The organism is Mycobacterium gordonae (assembly GCF_001417955.2).
In the GTDB taxonomy this organism is placed as follows: Bacteria; Actinomycetota; Actinomycetes; order Mycobacteriales; family Mycobacteriaceae; genus Mycobacterium; species Mycobacterium gordonae_B.
In genome coordinates this window covers 1-26,346 of record NZ_LKTM01000337.1, presented here as the reverse complement: position 1 = coordinate 26,346, position 26,346 = coordinate 1, and the positions used below count along the sequence as shown (strand labels likewise).

General features: G+C 66.2%; 25 protein-coding genes and 2 tRNA genes. 15 read left to right on the top strand and 12 right to left on the bottom strand.

The features are described from left to right. Positions 1–189: 189 nt before the first annotated feature. From AO501_RS23125 to rpmH, 8 genes are all read right to left on the bottom strand, one after another. Positions 190–1,167: a ParB/RepB/Spo0J family partition protein gene (locus AO501_RS23125; RefSeq protein WP_055579939.1), complete on the bottom strand. Its 978-nt coding sequence runs from the start codon at positions 1,165–1,167 to the stop codon at positions 190–192. After that, positions 1,164–2,132 carry a ParA family protein gene (locus tag AO501_RS23120; protein ID WP_231752587.1) on the bottom strand — a complete coding sequence of 323 codons (969 nt, stop codon included), beginning with the start codon at positions 2,130–2,132 and terminating at the stop codon, positions 1,164–1,166. Before AO501_RS23120 ends, AO501_RS23125 begins: the two co-directional genes overlap by 4 nt. Then, complete coding sequence (gene rsmG / locus AO501_RS23115) at positions 2,120–2,821, bottom strand: 16S rRNA (guanine(527)-N(7))-methyltransferase RsmG (RefSeq protein WP_055579937.1); 702 nt, start codon at positions 2,819–2,821, stop codon at positions 2,120–2,122. Before rsmG ends, AO501_RS23120 begins: the two co-directional genes overlap by 13 nt. 110 nt (positions 2,822–2,931) lie before the next feature. Then, on the bottom strand, positions 2,932–3,489 hold the full coding sequence (locus AO501_RS23110) for a protein jag (protein ID WP_055579936.1): 558 nt from the start codon (positions 3,487–3,489) through the stop codon (positions 2,932–2,934). A gap of 115 nt (positions 3,490–3,604) precedes the next feature. After that, on the bottom strand, positions 3,605–4,744 hold the full coding sequence (gene yidC / locus AO501_RS23105) for a membrane protein insertase YidC (protein ID WP_055579935.1): 1,140 nt from the start codon (positions 4,742–4,744) through the stop codon (positions 3,605–3,607). Beyond that, a complete protein-coding gene (gene yidD, locus AO501_RS23100; protein ID WP_371935027.1) occupies positions 4,728–5,078 on the bottom strand; it encodes a membrane protein insertion efficiency factor YidD in 351 nt (116 codons plus the stop codon). The genes yidC and yidD overlap by 17 nt, the downstream gene beginning before the upstream one ends. A gap of 8 nt (positions 5,079–5,086) precedes the next feature. Further along, a complete protein-coding gene (gene rnpA, locus AO501_RS23095) occupies positions 5,087–5,449 on the bottom strand; it encodes a ribonuclease P protein component (protein WP_055579933.1) in 363 nt (120 codons plus the stop codon). A gap of 22 nt (positions 5,450–5,471) precedes the next feature. Continuing rightward, a complete protein-coding gene (gene rpmH / locus AO501_RS36230) occupies positions 5,472–5,615 on the bottom strand; it encodes a 50S ribosomal protein L34 (protein WP_082658794.1) in 144 nt (47 codons plus the stop codon). A gap of 574 nt (positions 5,616–6,189) precedes the next feature. Here rpmH and dnaA point away from each other — a divergent pair. The 10 genes from dnaA (at position 6,190) to AO501_RS23050 (ending at position 17,375) form a co-directional block, all read left to right on the top strand. Beyond that, positions 6,190–7,692 carry a chromosomal replication initiator protein DnaA gene (gene dnaA, locus AO501_RS23090; protein ID WP_055579932.1) on the top strand — a complete coding sequence of 501 codons (1,503 nt, stop codon included), beginning with the start codon at positions 6,190–6,192 and terminating at the stop codon, positions 7,690–7,692. Positions 7,693–8,229: 537 nt separating this feature from the next. Beyond that, positions 8,230–9,426, top strand: a complete 1,197-nt coding sequence (dnaN, locus tag AO501_RS23085) for a DNA polymerase III subunit beta (RefSeq protein WP_055579931.1) — start codon at positions 8,230–8,232, stop codon at positions 9,424–9,426. Between the two features lie 11 nt (positions 9,427–9,437). After that, entirely contained in the window at positions 9,438–10,589 is a 1,152-nt protein-coding gene (gene recF / locus AO501_RS23080) for a DNA replication/repair protein RecF (protein ID WP_055579930.1), read from the top strand. Further along, positions 10,586–11,125, top strand: a complete 540-nt coding sequence (locus tag AO501_RS23075) for a DUF721 family protein (protein WP_055579929.1) — start codon at positions 10,586–10,588, stop codon at positions 11,123–11,125. Before recF ends, AO501_RS23075 begins: the two co-directional genes overlap by 4 nt. Before the next feature lie 244 nt (positions 11,126–11,369). Further along, entirely contained in the window at positions 11,370–13,403 is a 2,034-nt protein-coding gene (gyrB, locus tag AO501_RS23070) for a DNA topoisomerase (ATP-hydrolyzing) subunit B (protein WP_055579954.1), read from the top strand. Between the two features lie 44 nt (positions 13,404–13,447). Next, positions 13,448–15,955 carry a DNA gyrase subunit A gene (gene gyrA / locus AO501_RS23065; protein ID WP_055579928.1) on the top strand — a complete coding sequence of 836 codons (2,508 nt, stop codon included), beginning with the start codon at positions 13,448–13,450 and terminating at the stop codon, positions 15,953–15,955. Between the two features lie 72 nt (positions 15,956–16,027). Beyond that, positions 16,028–16,876 (top strand): DUF3566 domain-containing protein, encoded by an 849-nt coding sequence (locus tag AO501_RS23060; protein WP_055579927.1) that lies wholly within the window; start codon positions 16,028–16,030, stop codon positions 16,874–16,876. Between the two features lie 67 nt (positions 16,877–16,943). After that, positions 16,944–17,017: transfer RNA gene (locus AO501_RS23055), tRNA-Ile, on the top strand. Between the two features lie 26 nt (positions 17,018–17,043). After that, positions 17,044–17,184, top strand: coding sequence for a hypothetical protein (locus AO501_RS37385; RefSeq protein WP_156452744.1), 141 nt, complete (start codon positions 17,044–17,046; stop codon positions 17,182–17,184). A 120-nt stretch (positions 17,185–17,304) separates the two neighbouring features. Further along, positions 17,305–17,375 (top strand) — tRNA-Ala (locus AO501_RS23050). A gap of 28 nt (positions 17,376–17,403) precedes the next feature. On the opposite strand, the gene AO501_RS23045 is transcribed toward AO501_RS23050, so the two are convergent. Beyond that, positions 17,404–18,018 carry a methyltransferase family protein gene (locus AO501_RS23045; protein ID WP_016895219.1) on the bottom strand — a complete coding sequence of 205 codons (615 nt, stop codon included), beginning with the start codon at positions 18,016–18,018 and terminating at the stop codon, positions 17,404–17,406. Positions 18,019–18,052: 34 nt separating this feature from the next. After that, positions 18,053–18,649: a class I SAM-dependent methyltransferase gene (locus AO501_RS23040; RefSeq protein ID WP_016895220.1), complete on the bottom strand. Its 597-nt coding sequence runs from the start codon at positions 18,647–18,649 to the stop codon at positions 18,053–18,055. Between the two features lie 82 nt (positions 18,650–18,731). Between AO501_RS23040 and AO501_RS23035 the strand changes: the two genes are divergently transcribed. Both AO501_RS23035 and AO501_RS23030 read left to right on the top strand, forming a co-directional pair. Beyond that, on the top strand, positions 18,732–19,112 hold the full coding sequence (locus AO501_RS23035; protein ID WP_082658790.1) for an ArsR/SmtB family transcription factor: 381 nt from the start codon (positions 18,732–18,734) through the stop codon (positions 19,110–19,112). Beyond that, complete coding sequence (locus tag AO501_RS23030) at positions 19,109–21,067, top strand: heavy metal translocating P-type ATPase (RefSeq protein WP_016895223.1); 1,959 nt, start codon at positions 19,109–19,111, stop codon at positions 21,065–21,067. The genes AO501_RS23035 and AO501_RS23030 overlap by 4 nt, the downstream gene beginning before the upstream one ends. Positions 21,068–21,139: 72 nt before the next feature. Here the strand turns inward: AO501_RS23030 and AO501_RS23025 are convergent, their stop codons facing one another. Continuing rightward, positions 21,140–21,469, bottom strand: a complete 330-nt coding sequence (locus tag AO501_RS23025; RefSeq protein ID WP_016895224.1) for a hypothetical protein — start codon at positions 21,467–21,469, stop codon at positions 21,140–21,142. Positions 21,470–21,484: 15 nt separating this feature from the next. Continuing rightward, the gene (locus AO501_RS23020; RefSeq protein WP_016895225.1) at positions 21,485–22,582 is read right to left on the bottom strand and encodes an XRE family transcriptional regulator; all 1,098 of its coding nucleotides are present in this window, start codon (positions 22,580–22,582) and stop codon (positions 21,485–21,487) included. Between the two features lie 270 nt (positions 22,583–22,852). Here AO501_RS23020 and AO501_RS23015 point away from each other — a divergent pair, with 270 nt between their 5' ends. The 3 genes from AO501_RS23015 to AO501_RS23005 form a co-directional block, all read left to right on the top strand. Further along, a complete protein-coding gene (locus AO501_RS23015; protein WP_231752585.1) occupies positions 22,853–23,554 on the top strand; it encodes a hypothetical protein in 702 nt (233 codons plus the stop codon). A gap of 11 nt (positions 23,555–23,565) precedes the next feature. Beyond that, entirely contained in the window at positions 23,566–24,663 is a 1,098-nt protein-coding gene (locus tag AO501_RS23010) for a tyrosine-type recombinase/integrase (protein WP_231752584.1), read from the top strand. Beyond that, on the top strand, positions 24,650–26,346 hold a 1,697-nt coding region (locus AO501_RS23005), incomplete at its 3' end, for a tyrosine-type recombinase/integrase (protein WP_082658793.1). The genes AO501_RS23010 and AO501_RS23005, both read left to right, overlap by 14 nt.

Genomic DNA, 26,346 nt, shown 5'->3' with positions numbered 1-26,346 from the left:
GCCGTCCGGCCAGTGTTGGCCCTCGTCCGCGGCTTCCGCGACCCTGCCGCGGCCCGGTCGGGGCTCGAAATCGCTTGATGCACACCACATCTCCGTTGAATGGCGGTGCCCACTGCCGGACGGAAAACGGTTCCGAAACGGCTCAGTGTCACAGTGACGTAATTACAGAATGTGTCGGGTCATGCGGTTTCACGGCGTCTTCGCGGTCATCAGGTCGATGATTCGCTGGAGGTCGTCGACCGAACCGAACTCGACCACAATCTTGCCTTTTCGTTTGCCGAGGGCCACCGTCACCCGCGTGTCGAAGGCGTTCGACAGCCGCTCAGCAACGTCCTGCAGTCCGGGCATCTGGATCGGCTTGCGTCGCGGTGGCGTGGGCGCCGCCCCGTCCCCCCGGTTGGCCAGGGTCACGGCCTCCTCGGTGGCCCGCACCGAAAGGCCCTCCGCGACGATGCGGCTCGCCAACTCCTCCTGGGCCTCCGCGCCGGCTTCCAAGGACAGCAGGGCCCGGGCGTGGCCGGCCGACAGCACCCCTGCCGCCACCCGGCGCTGCACCGGGATGGGCAGCTTGAGCAACCGGATCATGTTGGTGATGAGCGGACGCGAGCGGCCGATGCGGGCCGCCAGCTCATCGTGAGTGACGCCGAACTCATCGAGCAACTGTTGGTAGGCCGCTGCCTCTTCCAACGGGTTCAGCTGTACCCGGTGGATGTTCTCCAGCAAGGCATCGCGCAGGAGGTTGTCGTCCCCGGTCTCACGGACAATCGCCGGGATGGTCGACAGGCCGGCCTCCTGGGCGGCCCGCCAACGCCGCTCCCCCATCACGATCTGGTAGTGCGCACCGCTCGTAGATCCTGGCACGGCGCGCACGACGATGGGCTGCAACAGGCCGAACTCACGGATCGAGTGCACCAACTCCGACAGTGCTTCGTCGTCGAACACCTGGCGGGGCTGGCGGGGGTTGGGCTCGATGTCCGAGGGCGCTATCTCCCGGTACACCGCACCCATCGCGGCGGCGTCCGGAAGCGGCCCGACGATCACGACGTCGGCGGCCGCCGACCCCATCCGCGGCCCGAATGTCGAAGCGTCGCCCTCGACCGGTCCGGTGGGAATCAGCGACGCCAGGCCGCGGCCAAGACCGCCCTTCCTGCGTGACGGATTGCTCATTGCCTTCCCCTCCCGGCAGACGGCCGACCGCGCTGAGCGAGTTCGCGACTGGCGTCGAGATAGCTCATCGCTCCACGCGAGCCAGGATCGTAGTCGATGATCGTCATGCTGTAGCCCGGCGCCTCCGATACCTTCACACTGCGCGGAATCACCGTCCGTAAGACCTTGTCCCCGAAGTAGCGGCGGACTTCCTCGGCAACCTGGTCGGCCAGTTTCGTGCGGCCGTCGTACATCGTGAGGATCACCGTGGTGACGTCGAGCTGAGGATTCAGATGCGCCTTCACCATCTCGATATTGCGCATCAGCTGCGAGACTCCCTCGAGGGCGTAGTACTCGCACTGGATGGGGATCAGCACCTCGGGAGCGGCGACCAAGGCGTTGATCGTGAGCAATCCCAGCGAGGGCGGGCAATCGATAAAGACGTAGTCGAAGTCGAAGTCGTCGAGCTCCGCCAGGGCGTTGCGCAACCGATTCTCGCGGGCCACCATGCTGACCAATTCAATCTCGGCACCCGCCAGATCGATCGTGGCCGGCACGCAGAACAACCGCTCGCTGTGCGGGCTGCGCCGGAGTGCCTCACGCAAGGTGACTTCGCCAATGAGGACTTCGTACGACGACGGAGTCCCCGACTGGCGGTCGGCGATACCTAGGGCGGTGCTCGCGTTGCCCTGCGGGTCGAGATCGATGACGAGAGTCTTGAGGCCCTGGACCGCGAGCGCTGCCGCGAGGTTGACCGCGGTCGTGGTCTTCCCCACCCCGCCCTTCTGGTTCGCGATCGTGAACAGCCGCCGCTGCGGTGGCCGTGGCAGCGGATCGTGGGTCGAGTGCAGAACCCGAACCGCGCGTTCGGCCGCGGCGCCGATGGGTGTATCGAACTCGGTCGATGTTTCACGTGAAACATTCACCGTGGGATTGTGCGCTTCCGCTGACGTCGCCGCCACTCTTGCGGCGCTCACCGCTTCGATCCCCGATTCTGGCGCCCACGTTCGGCCACCACCACGGTCGCGGGTTGATCCAAAATATTCACGCCACACCTCACCACCCTGACATTGACGGCGCCTGAAGCCTCCATCACACGCCGGTGCTCGCGCACTTCGTCGGGAGCACGCTCCCCCTTGATCGCGACCATCAGTCCGCCTTGCCTCAACAACGGCATACTCCACTTCGTCAATTTGTCCAGTGCTGCTACCGCCCGGGACACCGCGGCGTCGACGCCACTCAATTGGTCCCGTACCAAACGCTCTTCCGCGCGACCACGTACCACCTCGATCGAGAGCCCGAGTTCGTCCACGACTTCGCGCAGAAAGTCACTGCGGCGCAGCAGCGGCTCGAGCAGTACCAGCCGAAGGTCGGGGCGGGCGATCGCCAGCGGGATTCCGGGCAATCCCGCTCCACTGCCGATATCGACGACTCGTGCGCCAGGGTCCAGCAGCTCGCCGACGACGGCTGAATTCAGAAGGTGCCGCTCCCAGATGCGATCGACCTCACGCGGCCCGAGTAGTCCCCGCTCCACGCCGGCACTCGCCAGGATTCTCCCGTACTGTTCGGCGATGCCGAGGCGCTCACCGAAGACCTCGGCGGCCACAACGCCGGCTGACCCCGGTGTCGGGCGTTCGGCCGGGTCCGGCGAATCGACATGTTTCACGTGAAACATTCCCTCCGCTCTCCCCGTGGCCGACGCGATCCTCGCACTTGCGACCGGGCCGCATGGAACTACATTCCTGTAACTCCGATAGTCACAGCCTGGTCACAGATGGTCACAGCTCAGTCACGCAGTACGACGACGCGCCGTGACGGCTCCACGCCCTCGCTTTCGCTGTGCACACCGGGCACGGCGGCGACCGCGTCGTGCACGATCTTGCGCTCGAACGGCGTCATCGGCGACAGCGCTTCACGCTCCCCCGTCTCTGCAACGCGGCGCGCGACCTTGTCGCCCAGCGCCGCCAATTCCTCACGGCGCCGGCGTCGCCAGCTCGCGATGTCCAGCATCAGGCGACTGCGCACACCGGTCTTCTGGTGCACCGCCAGCCGGGTCAACTCCTGCAGCGCGTCCAACACTTCACCACCGCGACCGACCAACTTGTTCAGGTCGTCACTGCCGTCGATACTCACAACGGCTCGGTTTCCCTCGACGTCCAGGTCGATGTCGCCGTCGAAGTCCAACAGGTCCAGCAGCTCTTCCAGGTAGTCACCGGCGATCTCGCCCTCGGCGACCAACCGCTCTTCGAGATCGTCGGATTCCTCCGCGGTGTCCACATCCTCCGCATCCGACGCAGCTGTCGCCGCATCGGGTTCGAGTTCAGTGGTGTCAGCGTCCGTCATGGCTCCTACTCCCCTCATCCACGGGTTGGTGTTCGCGGCCTCTCGCCGCGTTGTTCTTGCTTGGTGTTCTTGGGTTCCGGCCTGACGGCCCGAGCCCGGCAAGTTCAAGCGGTTACTACCGTTTGCGTTTCTTCGGCCGTGCCCCCGGACGCGGGGTACGGCCCGGGCCGCTACTTCGGTTCACCGCGCTCGGTTTGGCGGACGGAGCCTGGGGGCTCTTGTCAGCGGGCTTCGCCTCGGCCTGTCCGTCAATGTCGACTTCTTCGGTCTCCGACGTACCGGCGTCAGCCGATGCGGTCTCCACCGCGGATCCCGTGCTCGTCGCCGACGTCGACTTGGTGCGCTTGGGCTTGACTCCCGGCGCGGGCGCGTTGGCCGCGCGCCGCTCCAGCGCTTCCTGCTTCTTGGCCTCGTCTTCTTTCTCGATCATCCCGAAGACGTAGTGCTGCTGACCGAAGGTCCAGATGTTGTTGGCGAACCAGTACAGGATGATCGCCAGCGGCAGGAACGGACCACCGACAACGACGCCCAACGGAAACACGTACAACGCCAGCTTGTTCATCATCGCCGTCTGGGGATTGGCGGCCGCCTCGGGACTCTGCCGGGCCACCGATGCCCGACTGTTGAAGTAGGTCGCCACGCCGGCAAGGATCATCACCGGCACCCCGACCGCGATCACCGCGGGGCGACTGAAATGCTCGAACGCATCCAACCCGCCCTTCTGGGTCATCGATGCACCGATGGGTGCGCCGAACAGGTTGGCCTTCAGGAAGTTCTGCACGTCGAGCGCAGTGAAGACGTAGTTGCCGATCATCTTGTTCTGCTCGACCGACATCGACTGCAACCCGATACCGCCAGTCGTGCGGTTGAAGGAGCGCAGCACGTGGTAGAGCCCGAGGAACACCGGGATCTGGGCCAGCATCGGCAGACAGCCCAGGATCGGGTTGAAGCCGTGCTCGCGTTGCAGCTTCTGCATCTCCAGTGCCATCCGCTGACGATCTTTGCCGTACTTCTTCTGCAGGGCCTTGATCTGCGGCTGCAGTTCCTGCATCTGCCGAGTGGTACGGATCTGGCGGACGAACGGCTTGTACAGCAGAGCGCGCAGGGTGAAGACGAGGAACATCACCGACAGTGCCCAGGCAAAGAAATTGTCCGGTCCCAGCAGGAACGCGAACGCCTTGTACCAGAGCCACATGATCCATGACACCGGGTAGTAGATGAAGTCCAAGCTGAAGAAATCAAACAACAGATTCACTCTCCCCTTGCTTCGCCGGACGGTCCTCGACCGCCCCGGGCGAGATGTCCACGTCGACCGGGCCCTCGCGGCGCTCCGGAATTGGATCCCATCCTCCCCGATGCCAGGGACCACACTTACCAAGCCTGACAACCGCCAGCCAGCTCCCGCGAATCACTCCGTATTCGGTGAGAGCTTCCACGGCGTACTGGCTACAGGTGGGAACGAACCGACAGGTCGCCGGGCGCAGCGGCGACACCATGTGCCGGTAGAGCTGGATGAGATAGATCAACGCCCGCGCGACCGGGGTGCCGACCCTGCCGGCGGAGCGCACCGCGCCCGCAGGGTTGCACACCGAACCGGTCACCGCTCGGTACCCGCCATATCGAAAGCCCGCCGCAAACCACTGCGCAACTGCTGCTCCAGCCACGCCGAAGAGACGTGCCGGCTGCTGGGCAGCGCGCGAATCACCACCTGGTCGCGCGGATGCAAGCTCGCCAACAACGGCCGGGCCACGTGCCGCAGCCGTCGCGCCACCCGGTGTCGTTCCACCGCGGTCCCGACGCGCTTGGCGATGATCAGACCCACCCGGGGCCCCTCCGCGTCCTCGCGCTGACTCGCCCGACGAACATGCACGATGACATCGGGCTGCACCGTGCGCATCCCGTACTTCACCGTCGCGTCAAACTCGGTCGACCGCCTCATGCGGTTCCGTGCGGAAAGCACCGCTGGGAAACCCGAGCTGCGATCAGGCAGTTAAAGCGCGGCGACCCTTAGCACGCCGGTTGGCCACAATCGCCCGTCCGGCACGCGTGCGCATCCGCAGCCGGAAACCGTGGACGCGGGCCCGACGCCGATTGTTCGGCTGGAACGTCCTCTTGCCCTTGGCCACCGCGTTCTCCTCGCTGTGTATGGCATAACAGTCCGCCCGCTCATGCTCGGCAACTCGTGGGCGAAGGTGTTCTCGCTTGCTGGCCGGCGCGGTCCCCGAGGTGCTGATTCCGGGTCGCAGCCGTATCGCCGACTTTCGGGCGACTGTTTGAGGGTACTGACGAGGCTTCTCCTGGTCAAACCTCGCCCGCCACAGCAGACGCACCGCCATCGTCCCAGTCCCGCAAAGACCGATCCGGCATCAAGGTCACGGATAGCAGGATCATGAAGAACGCCAGCAGAATACAAAGAACTGTTGGCAGCGCGAACGAAAACTGTTAGCTTCGGGCGGGGTAGTTTCCAAGCCGGTACGGACTTGGAACTCTGTCGACAACGACACTGAAGCGAGGATGGCGGATCGACTAGCTGATCGGGCAATCAGGTGGTTGTCTACAGCACGAAGATCGCAAGCCGTTGCCGGTAGGCTGCGGCTTACTATTGACCTTCCTTTCCACATCTGTGGATAACCATGTGGACAGGTGCGCTGTTGCTACCGAAGTGTTGTACTCCGAGCGTCGGACCAGGGAGATGCGTCGTTGACCGATGACCCTGGTTCCGGATTCGCCCCGGTATGGAACGCGGTCGTCTCCGAGCTCAACGGTGAGGCCGGCAACGGATCCGCCCTCACCACTCCGCTGACCGCCCAGCAAAGGGCCTGGCTCAAACTCGTGCAACCTCTCACCATCGTCGAGGGGTTTGCTCTGCTCTCCGTTCCGAGTGTTTTCGTCCAGAACGAGATCGAACGCCACCTGCGCACGCCGATCACCGACGCACTGAGCCGTCGCCTGGGACAGCAGATCCAACTCGGTGTCCGCATCGCTCCCCCGCCGGCCGACGACGACGGCGTGTTCCCCGCGCCCGACTCCCCGGCCCCGATCGAGGATCCTGCGCCGGCCGAGGCTCCCGTTGCCGACGACGACCACGGCGACACCGTCGTGGGTCCCGGGCAGAACTGGCCGAGTTACTTCGCCGAACGCCCGACTGCCACCGACACCGCGGCCGCCTCGGGCACCAGCCTCAACCGGCGCTATACCTTCGACACTTTTGTCATCGGTTCCTCCAACCGGTTCGCGCACGCGGCCACCCTGGCGATCGCCGAGGCCCCCGCCCGTGCCTACAACCCACTGTTCATCTGGGGCGAGTCGGGTTTGGGGAAAACTCATCTGCTGCACGCCGCCGGCAATTACGCCCAACGCCTGTTTCCCGGGATGCGCGTCAAATACGTCTCCACCGAGGAATTCACCAACGACTTCATCAACTCGCTGCGCGATGACCGCAAGGTGTCGTTCAAGCGCAGCTACCGCGACGTCGACGTGTTGCTCGTCGACGACATTCAGTTCATCGAGGGCAAGGACGGTATTCAGGAAGAGTTCTTCCATACCTTCAACACCCTGCACAACGCCAACAAGCAGATCGTCATCTCCTCCGATCGGCCGCCCAAACAGCTCGCGACACTCGAGGACCGGCTGCGCACCCGCTTCGAATGGGGACTGATCACCGACGTCCAGCCGCCCGATCTCGAAACCCGCATCGCGATCCTGCGCAAGAAAGCACAAGTCGAACGACTCGCGGTGCCCGACGATGTCCTGGAACTCATCGCCAGCAGCATCGAACGCAACATCCGCGAACTCGAGGGTGCGCTGATCCGGGTCACCGCCTTCGCATCGCTGAACAAGACCGCGATCGACAAGTCACTGGCCGAGATCGTGTTGCGCGACCTGATCGCCGACGCCAGCGGCATGCAGATCAGCGCGGCCACCATCATGGCGGCCACCGCGGAGTACTTCGACACCACCGTCGAGGAACTGCGCGGCCCGGGCAAGGCCCGCCCGCTCGCGCAGTCTCGCCAGATCGCGATGTATCTGTGCCGCGAGCTCACCGACCTCTCTCTGCCCAAAATCGGGCAGGCCTTCGGCCGCGATCACACCACCGTGATGTACGCCGAACGCAAGATCCGCAACGAGATGGCCGAGCGCCGTGAGATCTTCGACAACGTCAAGGAACTCACCACCCGGATCCGGCAGCGCTCCAAGCGCTGACAAGCCGTTTCCAGCGCCCTCCGCGGCAGATTTTTGCAAAAAACTTTGCTCCCTCTTGTCACATGAGCACCAGCGCTGCGGTGTGGGCAGGGCTGTGTACAACCCACCCAAACTGGAGTGCAGCACCCGTAACGCGGTGCACATCCCCGCTTCGTCCCCAGCCGTGCACCGCGCACCACACAGCTTCCCCCGCAGTCATCCACAACCTGATCTGGTGCGCACGCTGCGCCAAGAGCCGGCTGTCCCCAGATTGCACAGCCCTTAATACTGATATTGAAATCTCTTCGTCATTTGTTGTTTGAAGAACACGGCTGGGGAAACTCGTCGCCGACGCTGCGCGCAGCCGCCCTGCGCTCGCTCTGTCACCGTGACCGATTAGCTTTCAAGTTGGCCTCAGAAGCTCTACGGTTGTTGTTCGACTGCCGTTGCGGCCGTCGTGGCGAATCACTTCGCCGGCGGCGTTCGTCACGGAGGGTCCCCAACGCCGGCGGGGGAGCTGGGCACGGATTTGGACGTCACGTTAGGTGAAGGGACGCAATGGACGCGGCTACAACACGGGCTGTCACCGACTTGAAATTTCGTTTGGTGCGGGAGTCCTTCGCCGAAGCGGTGTCGTGGGTAGCCAAGAACCTGCCGTCCCGGCCGACCGTGCCGGTGCTCTCCGGAGTGTTGCTCACCGGCACCGACGACGGGCTGACCATCTCCGGGTTCGACTACGAAGTTTCTTCCGAGGTGCAGGTCGCCGCTGAAATCGCTTCGCCGGGAAGCGTTTTGGTGTCCGGGCGGTTGTTGTCCGACATCACCAGGGCACTGCCCAACAAGCCGGTGGATTTCTACGTCGACGGCAATCGCGTCGCGCTGACCTGCGGAAGCGCCCGATTCTCGCTGCCGACGATGGCCGTTGAGGATTACCCGACTCTGCCGACCCTGCCCGACGAGACCGGTACGCTGCCCGCCGAGTTGTTCGCCGAGGCGATCGGGCAGGTCGCCATCGCGGCCGGCCGTGACGACACGCTGCCCATGCTGACCGGCATCCGCGTCGAGATCTCCGGGGAGACGGTGGTTTTGGCGGCGACCGACAGGTTCCGTCTGGCGGTGCGCGAGTTGACCTGGTCGGCGCTGACCCCTGACATCGAGGCTGCGGTGCTGGTACCGGCCAAGACCCTGGCCGAGGCGGCCAAGGCCGGAGCCGACGGCTCCGAGGTCCGGTTGTCGCTGGGCGCCGGATCCGGAGTGGGCAAGGACGGACTGCTGGGCATCACCGGCAACGGCAAGCGCAGCACCACCCGGCTGCTCGACGCGGAATTCCCGAAATTCCGCCAGTTGCTGCCGGCGGAGCACACCGCGGTGGCGACGATCAACGTGGCCGAGCTGACCGAGGCGATCAAGCTGGTGGCACTGGTCGCCGACCGGGGCGCACAGATCCGGATGGAATTCGCCGATGGGATGCTGCGGTTGTCGGCCGGTGCCGACGATGTCGGCCGGGCCGAGGAAGACCTCGCGGTGGACTATGCGGGTGAACCGTTGACGATCGCCTTCAACCCGACCTACCTCACCGACGGCCTGGGCTCGTTGCACTCCGAGCGGGTGTCGTTCGGGTTCACGACGCCGGGCAAGCCGGCGTTGCTGCGGCCCGCGTCGGCCGATGACCCGGTGCCGAGTGGCAGCGGTCCGTTCGCGGCGGTGCCGACGGATTACGTGTACCTGCTGATGCCGGTGCGGCTGCCGGGCTGATCGGTCGGGGCGTGTACGTCCGACATTTGGCGTTGCGGGACTTCCGGTCGTGGGCCCATGCGGACCTCGACCTGGATCCCGGGCGCACGGTGTTCGTCGGCCGCAACGGCTTCGGGAAAACGAATCTCCTTGAGGCCCTCTGGTATTCGAGCACCCTGGGTTCGCATCGGGTAGGCACCGACGCGCCGTTGATCCGGGCCGGCGCTGATCGCGCGGTCGTCTCGACCATCGTGGTCAATGAGGGACGCGAATGTGCGGTCGACCTCGAGATCGCCGCGGGTAGGGCGAACAAGGCGCGGTTGAACCGGTCGCCGGTGCGCAGCACGCGCGAGGTGGTCGGGGTGCTGCGGGCGGTGTTGTTCGCTCCGGAGGATCTGTCGCTGGTGCGCGGCGATCCGTCGGATCGCCGCCGCTATCTCGACGACTTGGCGACGGTGCGCCGACCGGTGCTGGCCGGGGTGCGTGCCGACTACGACAAAGTGCTGCGCCAGCGCACCGCCCTGCTGAAATCGTTATCGGGGGCGCGGTTCCGCGGTGATCGGGGTGCACTGGACACCCTCGAGGTGTGGGACAGCAGGCTGGCCGAGCACGGCGCGGCCTTGATGGCCGCGCGGATCGATCTGGTGAACCAGCTGGCACCCGAGGTGGAGAAGGCCTACCAACTTCTGGCACCCGAATCACGTTCGGCGGCAATCGGTTACCGGGCCAGTACCGATACGGTGGTGCCGGCCGCGGCTGCCGACCAGCAGTCCCTGGAAGCAACACTGCTGGGTGCGCTGGCCGCGCGACGGAGCGCTGAACTGGAACGCGGCGTGTGCCTGGTGGGCCCGCACCGCGACGATCTGGAACTGCGGCTCGGCGACCAACCGGCCAAAGGGTTTGCCAGTCACGGCGAATCGTGGTCTTTCGCGGTGGCGTTGCGGCTGGCGGCCTACGAGCTGTTGCGTGCCGAGGGCAGCGACCCGGTGTTGTTGCTCGACGACGTCTTTGCCGAGCTGGACACCAAACGGCGCCGCGCGCTGGCCGCCGTCGCCGAATCCGCTGAGCAGGTGCTGGTCACCGCGGCGGTGTCCGAAGACATTCCCGAGGGGTGGGAAGCCAGGTGGGTACAGGTGGAACTCAGCGACAGCGATCTGGGCGCGGTGTCGGAGGTGCGGCAATGACCGAGGAAAACCAGGACCAGGTGAATCAGCGCGGCCTCGATCTGGTGCGACGAACGCTGGAAGAGGCTCGCGCCGCCGCCCGCGAGCGCGGGCAGGACGCCGGCCGCGGCCGCGCCGCCCCGCTCCCCCGCCGGCGCGGCGCCGGCGGCCGGCGTAGCTGGTCGGGACCGGGGCCGGATGCGCGTGATCCGCAGCCGCTGGGACGGCTCACCCGAGACCTGGCCAAGCAGCAGGGGTGGACCACTCACGTTGCCGAAGGCACGGTCTTCGGTCATTGGACAGCGGTGGTCGGCGCGCAGATCGCCGAGCATGCGACGCCGTCCACCCTCAACGAAGGGGTGCTCAGCGTCACCGCCGAATCCACCGCCTGGGCGACGCAGTTACGACTCATGCAGGCACAGCTGCTCGCCAAGATCGCCGCCGCCGTCGGCAACGGTGTGGTGACGTCGCTGAAAATCACCGGCCCGGCCGCGCCGTCGTGGCGCAAGGGGCCTCGTCACATCGCCGGCCGGGGCCCCCGCGACACCTACGGTTAGGCTCGATCCACCGAGTGAACGGGACGCGAACCACAGCCGTCTCAGAGCCGCCAGAAATTGACGAACCCATATCTGGAACGTCGGGACGCGGCTACAGCGAAGAAATTGAGCGCACGGCGCAATCAGATAGGCGGAAACGCGGCCACAAAATCGGTGCTGACGGTGCTTCACGGTAGAGTAGGCAGTTGCGACCGCTGCGGTGCTTCAACCGCTCGCATGCAACCCCAAGGAGAGCATTCCGACCGTGGCTGCCCCGAAGAAGAAGGCACAAAACGAATACGGCGCTTCTGCCATCACCGTCCTCGAAGGATTGGAGGCGGTCCGCAAACGCCCGGGTATGTATATCGGCTCCACCGGGGAGCGTGGTTTACACCACCTCATCTGGGAGGTGGTCGACAACTCGGTCGACGAGGCGATGGCCGGCTACGCCACCAAGGTGGACGTGCGCTTGCTCGATGACGGCAGCGTCGAGGTCGCCGACGACGGCCGCGGGATTCCGGTGGCGATGCACGCCACCGGCGCCCCCACCGTTGACGTGGTCATGACACAACTGCACGCCGGCGGGAAATTCGGCGGCGAGAACAGTGGTTACACCGTCAGCGGTGGCTTGCACGGCGTGGGTGTGTCCGTCGTCAATGCGCTGTCCACCCGCCTGGAGGTCGACATCAAACGCGACGGGCATGAGTGGTCGCAGTATTACGAACGTGCCGTGCCCGGCACCCTGAAACAGGGCGAGGCCACCAGGAAGACCGGCACCACGATCAGGTTCTGGGCAGACCCCGAGATCTTCGAAACCACCGAATACGATTTCGAGACGGTGGCGCGCCGGCTGCAGGAGATGGCGTTCCTGAACAAGGGCCTGACCATCAACCTCACCGACGAGCGCGTCGAGCAGGACGAGGTCGTCGACGAAGTCGTCAGCGACACCGCCGAGGCGCCGAAATCCGCCGAGGAGAAGGCCGCGGAGTCGAAGGCTCCCCACAAGGTCAAGCACCGCACCTTCCACTACCCCGGCGGGCTGGTCGACTTCGTCAAGCACATCAACCGCACCAAGAGCCCGATCCAGCAGAGCGTCATCGATTTCGAGGGCAAGGGCACCGGCCACGAAGTCGAGATCGCGATGCAGTGGAACGGCGGCTACTCGGAATCCGTGCACACCTTCGCCAACACGATCAACACCCACGAGGGCGGCACCCACGAAGAGGGTTTCCGCAGTGCGCTGACGTCGGTGGTCAACAAGTACGCCAAAGACAAGAAGCTGCTCAAGGAGAAGGACCCGAACCTCACCGGCGACGACATCCGGGAGGGTTTGGCCGCGGTGATCTCGGTGAAAGTCGCCGAGCCGCAGTTCGAGGGTCAGACCAAGACCAAGCTGGGCAACACCGAGGTCAAGTCGTTCGTGCAGAAAGTCTGCAACGAACAACTCACCCACTGGTTCGAAGCCAACCCCTCGGAAGCCAAGACAGTTGTGAACAAAGCGGTGTCGTCCGCGCAGGCGCGCATCGCCGCGCGTAAAGCGCGAGAGTTGGTGCGTCGCAAGAGCGCAACCGATCTGGGTGGTCTGCCCGGCAAGCTCGCCGACTGCCGCTCGACTGACCCCCGCAAGTCCGAACTGTATGTGGTGGAGGGCGATTCGGCCGGCGGCTCGGCCAAGAGTGGCCGGGACTCGATGTTCCAGGCGATCCTGCCGCTGCGCGGCAAGATCATCAACGTGGAGAAGGCCCGCATCGACCGCGTGCTGAAGAACACCGAAGTCCAGGCCATCATCACCGCGCTGGGCACCGGCATCCACGACGAGTTCGACATCACCAAACTCCGGTATCACAAGATTGTTCTGATGGCCGACGCTGACGTTGACGGACAACACATTTCGACGCTGCTGCTGACTCTGTTGTTCCGTTTCATGCGCCCACTGCTTGAGCACGGCCATGTGTTCCTGGCCCAACCGCCGCTGTACAAGCTGAAATGGCAACGTACCGAACCCGAATTCGCCTACTCCGACCGGGAACGCGACGGTCTGTTGGAGGCCGGGCTGAAGTCCGGCAAGAAGATCAACAAAGAAGACGGCATCCAGCGCTACAAGGGTCTGGGCGAGATGGACGCCAAGGAGCTGTGGGAAACCACCATGGACCCGTCGGTGCGGGTGCTGCGTCAGGTGACCCTCGACGACGCCGCCGCGGCCGACGAGCTGTTCTCCATCCTGATGGGCGAGGACGTCGAGGCGCGCCGCAGCTTTATCACCCGTAATGCCAAAGACGTTCGCTTCCTGGACGTCTGACCCCAGTCCGCGTTCCCTTTCCTGATGAGAGCAATGAGGAATAAATGACTGACACAACGCTGCCTCCTGGTGACGGACCGGTAGACCGCATCGAACCGGTCGACATTCAGCAGGAGATGCAGCGCAGCTACATCGATTACGCCATGAGCGTGATCGTCGGCCGCGCCCTGCCGGAAGTCCGCGACGGTCTCAAGCCGGTGCACCGCCGGGTGCTGTATGCCATGTACGACAGCGGTTTCCGACCGGATCGCAGTCACGCCAAGTCGGCACGTTCGGTCGCCGAAACCATGGGTAACTACCACCCGCACGGCGACGCGTCGATCTACGACACCCTGGTGCGCATGGCGCAGCCATGGTCGCTGCGCTACCCACTGGTCGACGGCCAGGGGAACTTCGGCTCGCCGGGCAACGACCCACCGGCCGCGATGAGATACACCGAAGCGCGGCTGACCCCGTTGGCGATGGAGATGCTGCGTGAAATCGACGAAGAGACAGTCGATTTCATTCCGAACTACGACGGCCGGGTGCAAGAGCCGACTGTCCTGCCCAGCCGGTTCCCCAACCTGCTGGCCAACGGTTCGGGTGGCATCGCCGTCGGTATGGCCACCAACATCCCGCCGCACAACCTGCGCGAGCTGGCCGAGGCGGTGTTCTGGTGCCTGGAGAACTACGACGCCGACGAAGAGGCGACGCTGACCGCCGTCATGGAGCGGGTCAAGGGTCCCGACTTCCCGACCTCCGGTCTGATCGTCGGGTCACAGGGCATCTCCGATGCCTACAAGACCGGCCGCGGGTCCATCCGGATGCGCGGAGTCGTTGAGGTAGAAGAAGATTCGCGCGGGCGCACGTCGCTGGTGATCACCGAGCTGCCGTACCAGGTCAACCACGACAACTTCATCACCTCGATCGCCGAACAGGTCCGCGACGGCCGGCTGGCCGGCATCTCCAACATCGAAGACCAGTCCAGCGACCGCGTCGGGCTGCGCATCGTCGTGGAGATCAAGCGCGACGCCGTGGCCAAGGTGGTGCTCAACAACCTCTACAAACACACCCAGCTGCAGACCAGCTTCGGCGCGAACATGCTGTCCATCGTCGACGGCGTACCGCGGACCCTGCGCCTGGACCAGATGATTCGCTATTACGTCGAACACCAACTCGACGTGATCGTCCGGCGCACCACCTACCGGTTGCGAAAAGCCAATGAGCGGGCCCACATTCTGCGCGGGCTGGTCAAGGCACTCGACGCGCTGGACGAAGTGATCGCGTTGATCCGGGCGTCTGAAACCGTCGAGATCGCCCGCCAGGGCTTGATCGAGTTGCTCGACATCGACGAAATCCAGGCCCAGGCCATCTTGGACATGCAGCTGCGGCGCCTGGCCGCCCTGGAGCGTCAGCGCATCGTCGACGACCTCGCCAAGATCGAAGCCGAAATCGCTGATCTGGAAGACATTCTCGCCAAACCGGAGCGTCAGCGCGGCATCGTGCGCGACGAGCTCGGCGAGATCGTGGAGAAGCACGGCGACGACCGCCGCACCCGGATCATCGCCGCCGACGGGGATGTCAGCGACGAGGATCTGATCGCACGCGAGGACGTCGTCGTCACCATCACCGAGACCGGCTACGCCAAGCGCACCAAGACCGATCTGTACCGCAGCCAGAAGCGCGGCGGTAAGGGTGTGCAGGGCGCCGGGCTCAAGCAGGACGACATCGTGCGGCACTTCTTCGTCTGCTCCACCCACGACTGGATCCTGTTCTTCACCACCCAGGGCCGGGTGTACCGGGCCAAGGCCTACGAGCTTCCGGAGGCCTTGCGCACCGCCCGCGGCCAGCACGTGGCCAACCTGCTGGCCTTCCAGCCCGAAGAACGCATCGCCCAGGTCATCCAGATCAAGAGTTACGAGGATGCGCCGTACCTGGTGCTGGCCACCAGGAACGGGTTGGTCAAGAAGTCGAAACTCACCGACTTCGACTCCAACCGGTCGGGCGGAATCGTGGCGGTCAACCTGCGCGACGGCGACGAGCTGGTCGGCGCGGTGTTGTGCTCGGCAGACGAGGACCTGCTGCTGGTGTCGGCCAACGGGCAGTCCATCCGGTTCTCGGCGACCGACGAGGCCCTGCGGCCGATGGGCCGCGCGACCTCCGGCGTACAGGGCATGCGGTTCAACACCGACGACCGGCTGCTCTCGCTGAATGTGGTCCGGGAAGGCACGTACCTGCTGGTTGCCACCGCCGGCGGGTACGCCAAGCGCACTGGGATAGAGGAGTACCCGGTGCAGGGGCGCGGTGGCAAGGGCGTGCTGACGATCATGTACGACCGCCGGCGCGGCCGCCTGGTCGGAGCGTTGATCGTCGACGACGAGAGCGAGCTTTACGCCATCACCTCGGTCGGCGGAGTCATCCGGACCACCGCCAAGCAGGTGCGCAAGGCAGGTCGGCAGACCAAGGGTGTGCGGCTGATGAACCTGGGCGAGGGCGACACTCTGTTGGCCATCGCCCGCAATGCCGAGGAGAGCGCTGACGCCGAGGTGGAGGGCGACGAGGCGGACAGCTGACCGGGCGGGGGGTCGGCACGGCGCGAACCCGGCATAGACTCAGCTACCTGAGCAGACACGTTAGGAGTCGGGGTGAGTTCACCGAACGAGCCGGGCGGCCCCAGTCAGGGCGACAACCCGAACGGGGACGGATCGGGCGAGCGCGCCGGTGCGCACCGCGCGACCACGGGTCCCGGCCGCCTTCCGGAGGGCGCAGACGCGCCGCCGTGGCAGCGGGGTGCCACCCGCGCGGGGTCTCAAACCGGGTCTCGCCCGGCGGCTGACCCACCGACCGACGTCCGGACGCCGACCAGTTCGGAAGCTCGGCTGAACCGTTTCATCTCCGGGACGTCGGCACCGACGCCCGGCCCACAGGCGGAGGTCCCAGCCGTGCGTAGTGAAAACCCACCCGCCGAGGCGTATGCCAGCGAACTGCCGGACCTCTCCGGCCCGATCCCGCGGGCCACCCAACGCAAGCCTGAACGTCCGACCGACACACCCGCGTCGGCGACGAGTCGCCCGGCCGCGGGGGAAGCGCGGGAAGCGCGCGGGGTTGCGGTCGGCTCCCGGCGGGGCCGCGGGCCGGTGCGGGCCAGCATGCAGATCCGGCGCATCGACCCGTGGAGCACCCTGAAGGTGTCGCTGCTGCTGTCGGTGGCGTTGTTCTTCGTCTGGATGATCGCGGTGGCGTTCCTCTACCTGGTGCTCGGTGGCATGGGCGTGTGGTCGAAACTGAACAGCAATGTCGGCGACCTGCTGAACAACACCAGCGGTAGCAGCGGCGAACTCGTCTCGAGCGGAACCATTTTCGGCGGCGCCGTGCTGATCGGTCTGGTCAACATCGTGCTGATGACCGCGATGGCCACCATCGCCGCCTTCGTCTACAACCTGACGACCGACCTGATCGGTGGGATCGAAGTGACACTGGCAGATCGGGACTAGACGGGATGCGTTTTGGGAGTCAGGCGGCCGGTGCGGTAATCTCGTCGCTCGGCCGTACTGGCAGTACGGGCCTATAGCTCAGGCGGTTAGAGCGCTTCGCTGATAACGAAGAGGTCGGAGGTTCGAGTCCTCCTAGGCCCACGATCATGTGCCCGTCAAGACGTCGTGTGAAATTCGCGCTGCCGCTGGCAGCGGCCGCCGCCGTGGGTGCGGCGGCGGTGGTTCGTTCGCGGCTCGACGTCGAGGTCTGGCATGTGGCGCCCGATCAGACCCCTGGCGACCGGCCGGACAACCCAGAGGGGCCTTAGCTCAGTTGGTAGAGCACCGCCTTTGCAAGGCGGGTGTCAGGGGTTCGGCGGTTATCTCTAGGAGAGGTAGATGAAAGTGGGTGTGACCAGCGGTGATACCGCCACGGTCATATCCATGACGGGGCCATAGTTCAACGGTAGAACGGGGCCTTTGCAAGGCTCAAATCGGGGTTCGATTCCCCGTGGCTCCACCTTTGGTCGGTACGGCCGGCGGTGACACTACGCCCGTCTGATCCGCCCGATGCCGGGCAGGAACCGGTCGACAGCCTCACAGTAGTCGCGGTAGGCCTGGCCGTGGGTGGCGGTGAGGTAGGGCTCTTCGATCAGGCGGACCTGCAGTTGACTACCGATGATGATCATCACGACGCCGGCGAGTGCAATACCGTTGGGAACCGCAAAGGTTAGTCCGATAACCATGACGTTGATCGACGTGTAGATGGGGTTGCGCACGATCGCGAAAATGCCGGTGGTGACCAGTGGCGGGCGTTCGGTGGGGTCGACAGTGGTGCGCCACGAAGATCCCATTGCGCGTTGGGCGCCGAACGCGGCGAACACGCCCAGTGCGGCGAGCATGATGCCGGCGACGCGGCTGGGCCCGTGGTCCAACAGTGGCACTGGCTGCAGGCCCAGCAGTTCGGCGATGGGGGCGGCGATGCCGGGCAGCAGCATGCCGGAGGCCAGGGTTCCTCGGGCCCACCACTGTTTGGGTGTGCGAGGGATGCGGATGCCGCTGTCGCCGGTGCGATGGCGTTGAATACGGGCTCGCACGTAGCCGTCGAGCAGCCAGAAAGCCGCGACGAGGAGCAAGGCGATGATGGCGTACATCGCGGACATCGTGGTCGGCTTTCGTGGTCGCGGGGGTGGCAGGTCAGATCTTTCGGGCGGCCCCGATGAAGAGGAGCCCGCGAAGGTGGTGTTCGATGCGGGCGGTGCCGTGCAGGCCGTGGCGGGCCAGTTCAGCGGCGAATTCGTCTGACTCGAAGCGGTTTTCGCGTGGGTGCACGGTGAATGTGCGGAACGCCCAGGTGTCGAGCATGCGGCGTGGAACTTCCTCGAACAACAGCAGCCCACCGGGGCGCAACACTCGGGCGATCTCGGCGACGGCCAGCTGCCAGTGCGGGACGTGGTGGATGATGCCGAAGTCAACGACGGTGTCGTGGCTGGCGGTCGGCTGATGGATGTCGCAGACATCGCCGACTGACAGGGATACGGGCCTGTGATGGAGGCGTTTGCGGGCGAGCTCGACCATGGTGTCGTCGAGGTCGAATGCGGTGACGTGGCGGGCCTGGAGCCGGTCGAGGATGACTTCGGAGCCGACACCTCGTCCGCAGCCGGTCTCGAGTACGTCCTGGCCGGTGAGGTCGCCACCGGCGAGGCGGCGAAACCATGCGGCTTCCCGATGGTGTTGATGGGCAGCCCGAATCGGGTTGTTCATCGCTGCCCGTTCGATGGTGTTGAGCTTCACCGCGCCACCTCAGCCTTCATCAATCGCAAGCGCTGTCATCGACTAATTCCGATCAATCTATGTTGTAGGCTATCATCGCGATATGTCGATGAAAAGTATGGGTGCTGCGCCGCCGAGTGCATCGCGCGACGAGTTGGCGGGGGCGGTGGCGTTGTTTCACAGTCTGTCCGATCCCACCCGGTTGGCGATCGCCCGCCGCCTAGCTGGTGGTGAGGCTCGGGTGGTGGATCTGACCGGTGAGTTGGGATTGGCGCAATCGACGGTGTCGTCGCATCTGGCGTGCCTGCGCGACTGTGGGCTGGTGGATTTCCGGCCCCAGGGCCGCGCCTCGGTGTATCGGCTGGCCCGGCCGGAACTGCTGGACATGTTTCGCGAGGCCGAGGCGGTGTTGGAGGCGACCGGCAACGCCGTCGCCTTGTGCCCCAACTACGGCCACCCGACTGAACGGAAGGTAGCGCGATGAGCGAGGCGTGCGGCTGCGGCAGCGACGACCGCAACGAAGGCGAGCAGGAACCCGAACGGCTCTGGGAGATCACCGAACTACGCGCGGCCGCAGCCGCGGGGGTGGTGCTGCTGGCCGGCTATGCGGTCGGCTGGTCCGGCGGCCCCCATGTGGTCGAAATCGGCCTGTATGCGCTGGCGTTGGCGATCGGGGCCTACACGTTCGTACCCTCGACGCTGCGCCGGTTAGCGCAAGGCAAGATCGGGGTCGGCACGCTGATGACGATCGCTGCCATCGGCGCGGTGATCCTCGGCGAGGTCGGCGAAGCCGCCATGCTGGCGTTCCTGTTCTCCATCAGCGAGGGCCTCGAAGAATACTCACTGGCCCGGACCCGCCGGGGACTGCGCGCGTTGTTGGCGCTGGTGCCCGACGAGGCCACCGTCCTGCGCGACGGCGCCGAAATCACCATCCCGCCAGCGGAGTTGCGGGTCGGTGACCGGATGCTGGTCAAGCCCGGCGAACGGGTCGCGACCGACGGCACCATCACCTCGGGGCGCACCGCACTGGATGTCTCGGCCATCACCGGCGAATCCGTTCCGGTGGAGGCCGGACCCGGCAGTGATGTGTTCGCCGGATCGATCAACGGCACCGGGGTGCTCGAAGTCGAGGTCACCTCCAGCGCTGCTGATAACTCGTTGGCCCGCATCGTGGCGATCGTGGAGGCTGAGCAGTCCCGCAAGGGCGCCAGCCAGCGCCTGGCCGACCGCATCGCCAAACCGCTTGTTCCGGCGATCATGGTCGCGGCCGCGCTGATCGCCGCCATCGGTTCCGTGTTGGGTGATCCGCTGGTGTGGATTGAACGTGCCCTGGTCGTGCTGGTGGCCGCCTCCCCGTGCGCGCTGGCCATCTCGGTGCCGGTCACCGTCGTCGCCGCGATCGGCGCCGCCTCCAAGCTCGGCGTCCTCGTCAAAGGCGGCGCCGCGCTGGAAGCCCTCGGCGCGGTGCGCACCGTCGCGCTAGACAAGACCGGCACCCTGACCGCCAACCAGCCCACCGTCATCGACGTCGCCACCACCAACGGCAACAGCCGCGACCACGTGTTAGATGTGGCGGCGGCGTTGGAGGCCCGCAGCGAACACCCGCTGGCTGCAGCGATTCTCGCCGCCACCGAGGGGCCGGTCCAACCAGCTGAGGATGTGGAGGCGGTGACCGGGGCCGGACTGCTCGGCCACCGTGACGGCCACCGGCTACGGCTCGGGCGCCCCGGCTGGCTCGACCCCGGACCCTTGTCCGAACACGTCGCGGCCATGCAGGCCGCCGGCGCCACCGCCGTGCTGGTCGAAGACAACGGTCAGGTCATTGGGGCGGTCGCGGTGCGCGACGAACTGCGGCCCGAAGCCGCCCAGGTCGTCGAACACCTGCGCCGCGGCGGCTATCAGGTCGCCATGCTCACCGGCGACAACCAAGCGACCGCCCAAGCCCTGGCCCGCCAGGTGGGGATCGATACGGTGCATGCCGATCTGCGGCCCGAAGACAAGGCGGCGCTGATCGGTCAACTGCGCCAACGCTCCTCGACGGCCATGGTCGGTGATGGCGTCAATGACGCCCCCGCTCTGGCCACCGCCGATTTGGGGATCGCGATGGGTGCGATGGGCACCGACGTGGCCATCGAAACCGCCGACGTCGCCCTCATGGGTGAAGACCTGCGCCACCTCACCCAGGCCCTGGCCCACGCGCGGCGAGCCCGGCGCATCATGCTCCAAAACGTCGGCCTCTCACTGGGATTGATCGCAGTGCTCATCCCGCTCGCCCTCACCGGTGTGCTCGGCCTGGCCGCGGTCGTCGCGGTGCACGAACTCGCCGAAATCGTCGTCATCGCCAACGGTGTCCGGGCCGGGCGCACCAAACCACTGGCACAGCCAGGCCGGGACCATGATCCGGTGGCCGAAGTAGCCGCCTCCGCGATATCGCGTTGACCACCGGCATCATCCATCGCGTAACCAGCCAGGCGAGGAGGTCAGCAAGGTGTGGTGTTTGCCGATGACTTATCACGCCTTTGCGTCACGGCCGGCAGCGGTCAGGCCGAGACTGTGCGCTCGCCGCCAGGCGGCCGCCAGGTTTGCGCTTCGGCTCTTGCCTGATACCTGGCAGAGGTACGTGCTGCATTCTTTGTTGTTGGTCTGCCACCGCAGTTCGGCGTAGATACGCAGGTATCTGCGCCGCAGGACGACCCGTCCGAGCGCACCACCACTGTCGTTCACCACACGGCATCGGCGGCCGCCTGCGGCGTGGTCCTGCTCAAGGGCTTGCCCCTGCTTGGTCCAGTGGACCGGCGCTTTCCACTGCTCGTCGCGGACCGGGGTGCGATTCCAGCCCACGATCGCGCCCGGTGTTTAGACCATCGTGAGGTGCCGGGCGCCGGGCCTGTCGCTTACGCCGAAGAGCGCGCCGCGTTGCGCGCCGGTGAGCAGCGTAATGTCGTCGAGTTCACTGGCGGTGTAGCCGCCGGCCGCGAGTTGGCCGAGTACGTCGCCGACGAGACGGGGCATCTCCTCGGCCACGCCGGGGCGGGGGCCATACATGCGGCCGGTCTCGTTGAGCAGCCGGAACATCGAGCGGTACTGGTAGTCGGAGAGCACACCTCGCTCGCGGGCCCGCACGACCAGCGACGACGCGCTCACACCCCAGGTGAGGCGCAGCTCATCGAGTTCATGCACGGCCCGCACTGACACGCGGTCCAAGTCAAAGCCGATGTCGGCGATGGGGGCGAGGAACTCGGCGGCGAAACTGTTGGCCCGCCGCTCGGCCTCGGCGGGGCTGACCAGCGTCATCGCATCCATGACCAGGTGGCCGAGTTCGTGGGCCAGCGTCATCCGCATGCGGTCGGGCGGCCGGGCCGCGTTGACGTACACCAGGTGCGGGTGATACTCGCTTGCTCGCAGGGTCACCGCGTCGATCTCGTCGTCGAGGAAACCATCGACCACAACGAACACCCCTGCGGCTTCGAGCAATTCGGTCATCGAGCGGATCGGGCCGGCGACGCGCCACAGGCGGCGCAGAACCTGGGCGACGGTGATCTCTCCGAGCTCGGAGGCGTAGTCGGCCGGGTCGAGATCGGGAAGCGCAAGCTTGGGGTTGATGTCGGCGCGGGACACCAGGCGGCCGATCCGCATCGCGACAAGATTCGCGCGCGCCCACACGCGGTCACGCTTCCACTCGGCCGCACTCAGGTTGGCCCGGAAGTGGCTGCCCTGGGCCGGGGACCGGGTGAAGGGCACGCACAGCGCTTCCGGGCGGCATTCCATGGCCTGCGCGTAGTCGAGCAAGGCCTTCCCTGCCAGGGGCAGCAGCCCCGCCTCGACCCTGCTGACGTGCGAGGCCGACACCCCGGCCTCGTCGGCCAGGCGCTTTTTCGACCACCCACGCGACAACCGGGTCAACTGCACCATCACGCTGTTCGCCGCGTCGTCGTACGGGTCCGGTGCCGTCACAGATCGCCTCCCCAACCGTCTCGGTGCTGTCTTTCGACACTAGCCCGCCGCCGCCGCGAATTCGCGCAGAAACACCGTTTGATCTGCGTTTTCCCAGTTCACGCCCACTAACGGACGTGGGGCGTGTGTGGCTGGTGTGACGATAGCGCAACTCCAGCCCGTGACGCCTGCAGACCGGCTGCTCCGTATGCGATCGGCGTGTCTTCCGGCCTCAAACTTTACCCCGGTCCGCACGATTCTATGCAAGGTTTTCGGCTGAAAGGCGGGGTCGTGACAGCTCCGATGGATCAACCCAACACACCCGACCGTCCGGTCTCCCGCAAGGAGGCCCGACGGCTGCTCAACCAGGTGGCGGTCGGGGTGGGGGCGATGCTGCTGGCCGCCGTCGATGACTGGAACGCCTTGTCGGCCCGGCACTCCGCACATCTGCGAACCGTGATGCAAGGGCTCGGGCGCGGTACATATGTTGCGGCCGCCGTCGCGGCGGGCACCGATGTGTGGCTGAGCACCCGCGGCATGCATCCACCCGGACACACGGTCGTCAAGCCCTACCGCTGGCCCGAGATCAACAGCCGCGGCAAGACGCACATGATGATCCACCACAACGAGATGGAACCGACCACCCCGCGGCGGACCGCGTTCTTCACCCAGGATTCGGCGACCCTGGGCCTGATCGGCGATCCCACCCATTGCGAGCTGACCTGGGACTACGACATCGTCACCGACACCCATATCCGCCGGATCTGGGTCAGCGCGCCGGGCGTCGACTGGGACCGCTTCGAGGTTCCGATGGCCAAGGTGCAGGCCCAATACGCGACGTGGCGCAAGCGCGACATGAAGTGGCTGCCCGGGGCACTTCCTGCCGACACCGCCGCAGCCGCGCCGATGCCGGCCCGCCAACCGCAGGAAGACCTGCGGCCCGACATCCAGGTGCGGCCCCGGCGCCCCGAGGAAACCCGGGATGCCGAGTGAAGGCGGCACCGGTGACCATCCACGGACGGGCGTCGTGGACGGTCGTAGACGCTTCAGGCCTACCGGTCGGGGAGGTCGAGCAGTTCCTGCACTGGCTGCGTGCGATCGGCCGGTCGCAGAACACCGTCCGCTCGTATGCGCGCCACCTGAGCTTGTTCTACCGGTGGCTGGGCGCACGCGGAATCGACTGGGACGCCGTAGTATTCGACGCACTGTGTGATTTCGTGGGGGCGCTGTCGGCCGGTTTGCCCCCGCTGCCGACCCGGTCCGGTAGCCGGGCGCCGGGAACGGTCAAAGCGGTGAGCGCGGCCGTGCGCGAGTTCTACGAGTTCCACCGCGTCGAAGGCCGCGGACCGCAGGATCTGGTGTTGACCCGCAACCCGTCGCGGCTCCCGCGCCGGGCACACAGCTTCCTGGCCCACATCGAGCAACGCCACCCCAGCGCGGTCTCCCGGTTGACCCGGCCGGGCAAGCAGCCGGCAGAGACCGTGCAGCTGATCGACTTCGAGGCCGACTTCGCGACGTTGCTGGCGGCGGCGTCGACCCACCGCGACCGGCTGCTGCTCTCCGCGCTCTATGACCTGGGCCTGCGGGTCGGGCAGGCGTTAGGCCTACGGCACGCCGACCTGGACCCGATGCGCAAGCGAGTGCAGGTGTGCCGCCGGGAGGACAACGCCAACGGGGCGCTGTCAAAGCAGCGAGCGCAATTCGCGGTGGCCGCGCCCCGCCGGTTCTTCGACCTGTACGCCGCTTACCTCCTCAGTGAGATCTCCGACCTGGACAGCGATTACGTGTTCGTCAACCTGTCCCGGCCCCCGGTCGGCGGGCCGCTGTCGTACTCGAACGCCTACCAGATCATCGAGCACATCGGCTCCGTAGCGGGCCTTGACGGGCTGCACCCACACATGCTGCGCCATACCCACGCAACTGCGCTGGCCAAGGCCGGATGGACGTCGGCTGAGATCGCTGCCCGGCTTGGCCAGTCGCACGCCGCCAGCGCCGACGTCTACATCCACCTCGCCAGCGACGATCTGGCAGACCGATTGCGCCGCACCGAGCAGCTGGTGTGGGCGCCACCGCAGCGCGAGGCAGGCCATGAGAAACATTGATTCCCACCCTGACTCCACGCGCAGAGGCCGCCGTTCGCCGCTACGGGTACCCGACGGGCCGTGGTGTCAGCCGACGTGGCAGGTGGTCGAACCGGCCGGAGACCGCCGCCGCCAGGCGGCGGACCCCTGCGCCGTCGACGCATGCAACAGCGAGCGGTACTGGCTGGGCGGCCCCCACTCCGCAGGCGCCGAGCGGCGCGGATTGTGCTACGCGCACTACTTCCAATGGTTCCGCGCCGGCCAGCCCGCCGACTTCACCGCATGGGCAACCTTCGAAGCCCAACCCGTCGGCGCCCCGCGCGGCCACCTCTCGGCCCAGATCGTCGACTTCCGGCGGCTACCGCAGATCGCGGCCGATGAGATCCGGTTCGTCGTCGCCACCAAGGTGCGCCGCGGCGACTGGACCCCCAACACCAGCCTCCGCCGCTTCTTGATGGTGCTCATCGACACCGCCGACGGCCGGATCACCGACTCCCTCACCGAGCGACCCGCCGGCGAGTGGCTTCTGCTGTGCCGGCAGCATTGGCCGCACGCGAGCTCGTTCGACTCCCTGTGCGCACCCTACATTCGGCGCTTCTTCCGACTCCTCGACGGCGCCACCAACCCGGACCCGTGGGCCGACGACCACTGGCACTGGCGAGACGGATTCGAATTCGTTCTCGACGCCACCCAATCCGGATCGACACACACCGCCGTGGACTGGTCGACGGTGACCGTGCCGTGGCTGCGTGACGCGGTCAAAGAACTCGCACGCCGGCAGCTCACCACCGCCACCCTGGCCTGGGGCACGCTGACCCAGTGGGTGCGCGCCACCCGCCAGCTCGCCCGGTTCCTCACCCGCGACGACGAATCACCGGAACCGTCCGCGGTGACCAGGCCGGTCTTCCTTGACTACCTGGCGTGGACCCGGCGACCGGACACCCAAGCGGACGCGCGGTTGGCCAATACCGCCGCCTACCTGCTGGAGTCGCTGCACGACACCCAGATCGTGCCCGCTCTCGGGTCGGCGGTGTTCCTCCGACGAGGCGAGAACGTGCACCGCAAGACCCGCAGCCCCCGCCCGTTCCCGCCGGACGTAATCGAACGCGTCGACACGCTGATCGTCGACAACCCCGCAACCGACCCCACCCTGCGGTCGATGATCGCCACCACCCGGTGGGCAGGCTGCCGCATCTCCGAACTGGTCGCCCTGCCCATCGACTGCCTGCACCGCTCCGACGCGGGCTACTGGATCGAATATTGGATGCCCAAAACCCGGGCCTGGCGCCGATTCCCCATCCCGGACAGCCTCGCAACCATCGTCCTCGACCAGCAGACCCGCGTGCGCGACACCTACGGCCCCGACGCCGAGCACCTATTCCCCGGCGCCCGGTCCAACGCCGCCGCCGGCCGCACCCAACCCTGGTCGACCAGCGGCCTGCGGCACCGCCTCGCCGCACTGTTCACCGAACACGGCATCACCACCTCGACCATCACCGGCGAGCCGATCTCCGGCGGCGATGTGCACCGCTTCCGGCACACCATCGGAACCACACTGCTCAACAACGGCTGGACCCAACAAGAAGTGCGCGACTTCCTCGGCCACCACAGCGACACCATGACCTCGGCATACGCCCGCATCACCGACGACACCCTGGCCCGCAAAGCACGTGAATTCTGGAACAGCGCCGCAACAGACACGAC

Coding starts and splice junctions, on each gene's coding strand:
- AO501_RS23110 (WP_055579936.1), bottom strand. CDS start 3,489: ATGACGGACGCTGACACCACTGAACTCGAACCCGATGCGGCGACAGCT.
- dnaN (WP_055579931.1), top strand. CDS start 8,230: ATGGACGCGGCTACAACACGGGCTGTCACCGACTTGAAATTTCGTTTG.
- AO501_RS23035 (WP_082658790.1), top strand. CDS start 18,732: ATGTCGATGAAAAGTATGGGTGCTGCGCCGCCGAGTGCATCGCGCGAC.
- AO501_RS23045 (WP_016895219.1), bottom strand. CDS start 18,018: ATGTCCGCGATGTACGCCATCATCGCCTTGCTCCTCGTCGCGGCTTTC.
- AO501_RS23075 (WP_055579929.1), top strand. CDS start 10,586: ATGACCGAGGAAAACCAGGACCAGGTGAATCAGCGCGGCCTCGATCTG.
- AO501_RS23030 (WP_016895223.1), top strand. CDS start 19,109: ATGAGCGAGGCGTGCGGCTGCGGCAGCGACGACCGCAACGAAGGCGAG.
- AO501_RS23125 (WP_055579939.1), bottom strand. CDS start 1,167: ATGAGCAATCCGTCACGCAGGAAGGGCGGTCTTGGCCGCGGCCTGGCG.
- gyrA (WP_055579928.1), top strand. CDS start 13,448: ATGACTGACACAACGCTGCCTCCTGGTGACGGACCGGTAGACCGCATC.
- rsmG (WP_055579937.1), bottom strand. CDS start 2,821: ATGTTTCACGTGAAACATGTCGATTCGCCGGACCCGGCCGAACGCCCG.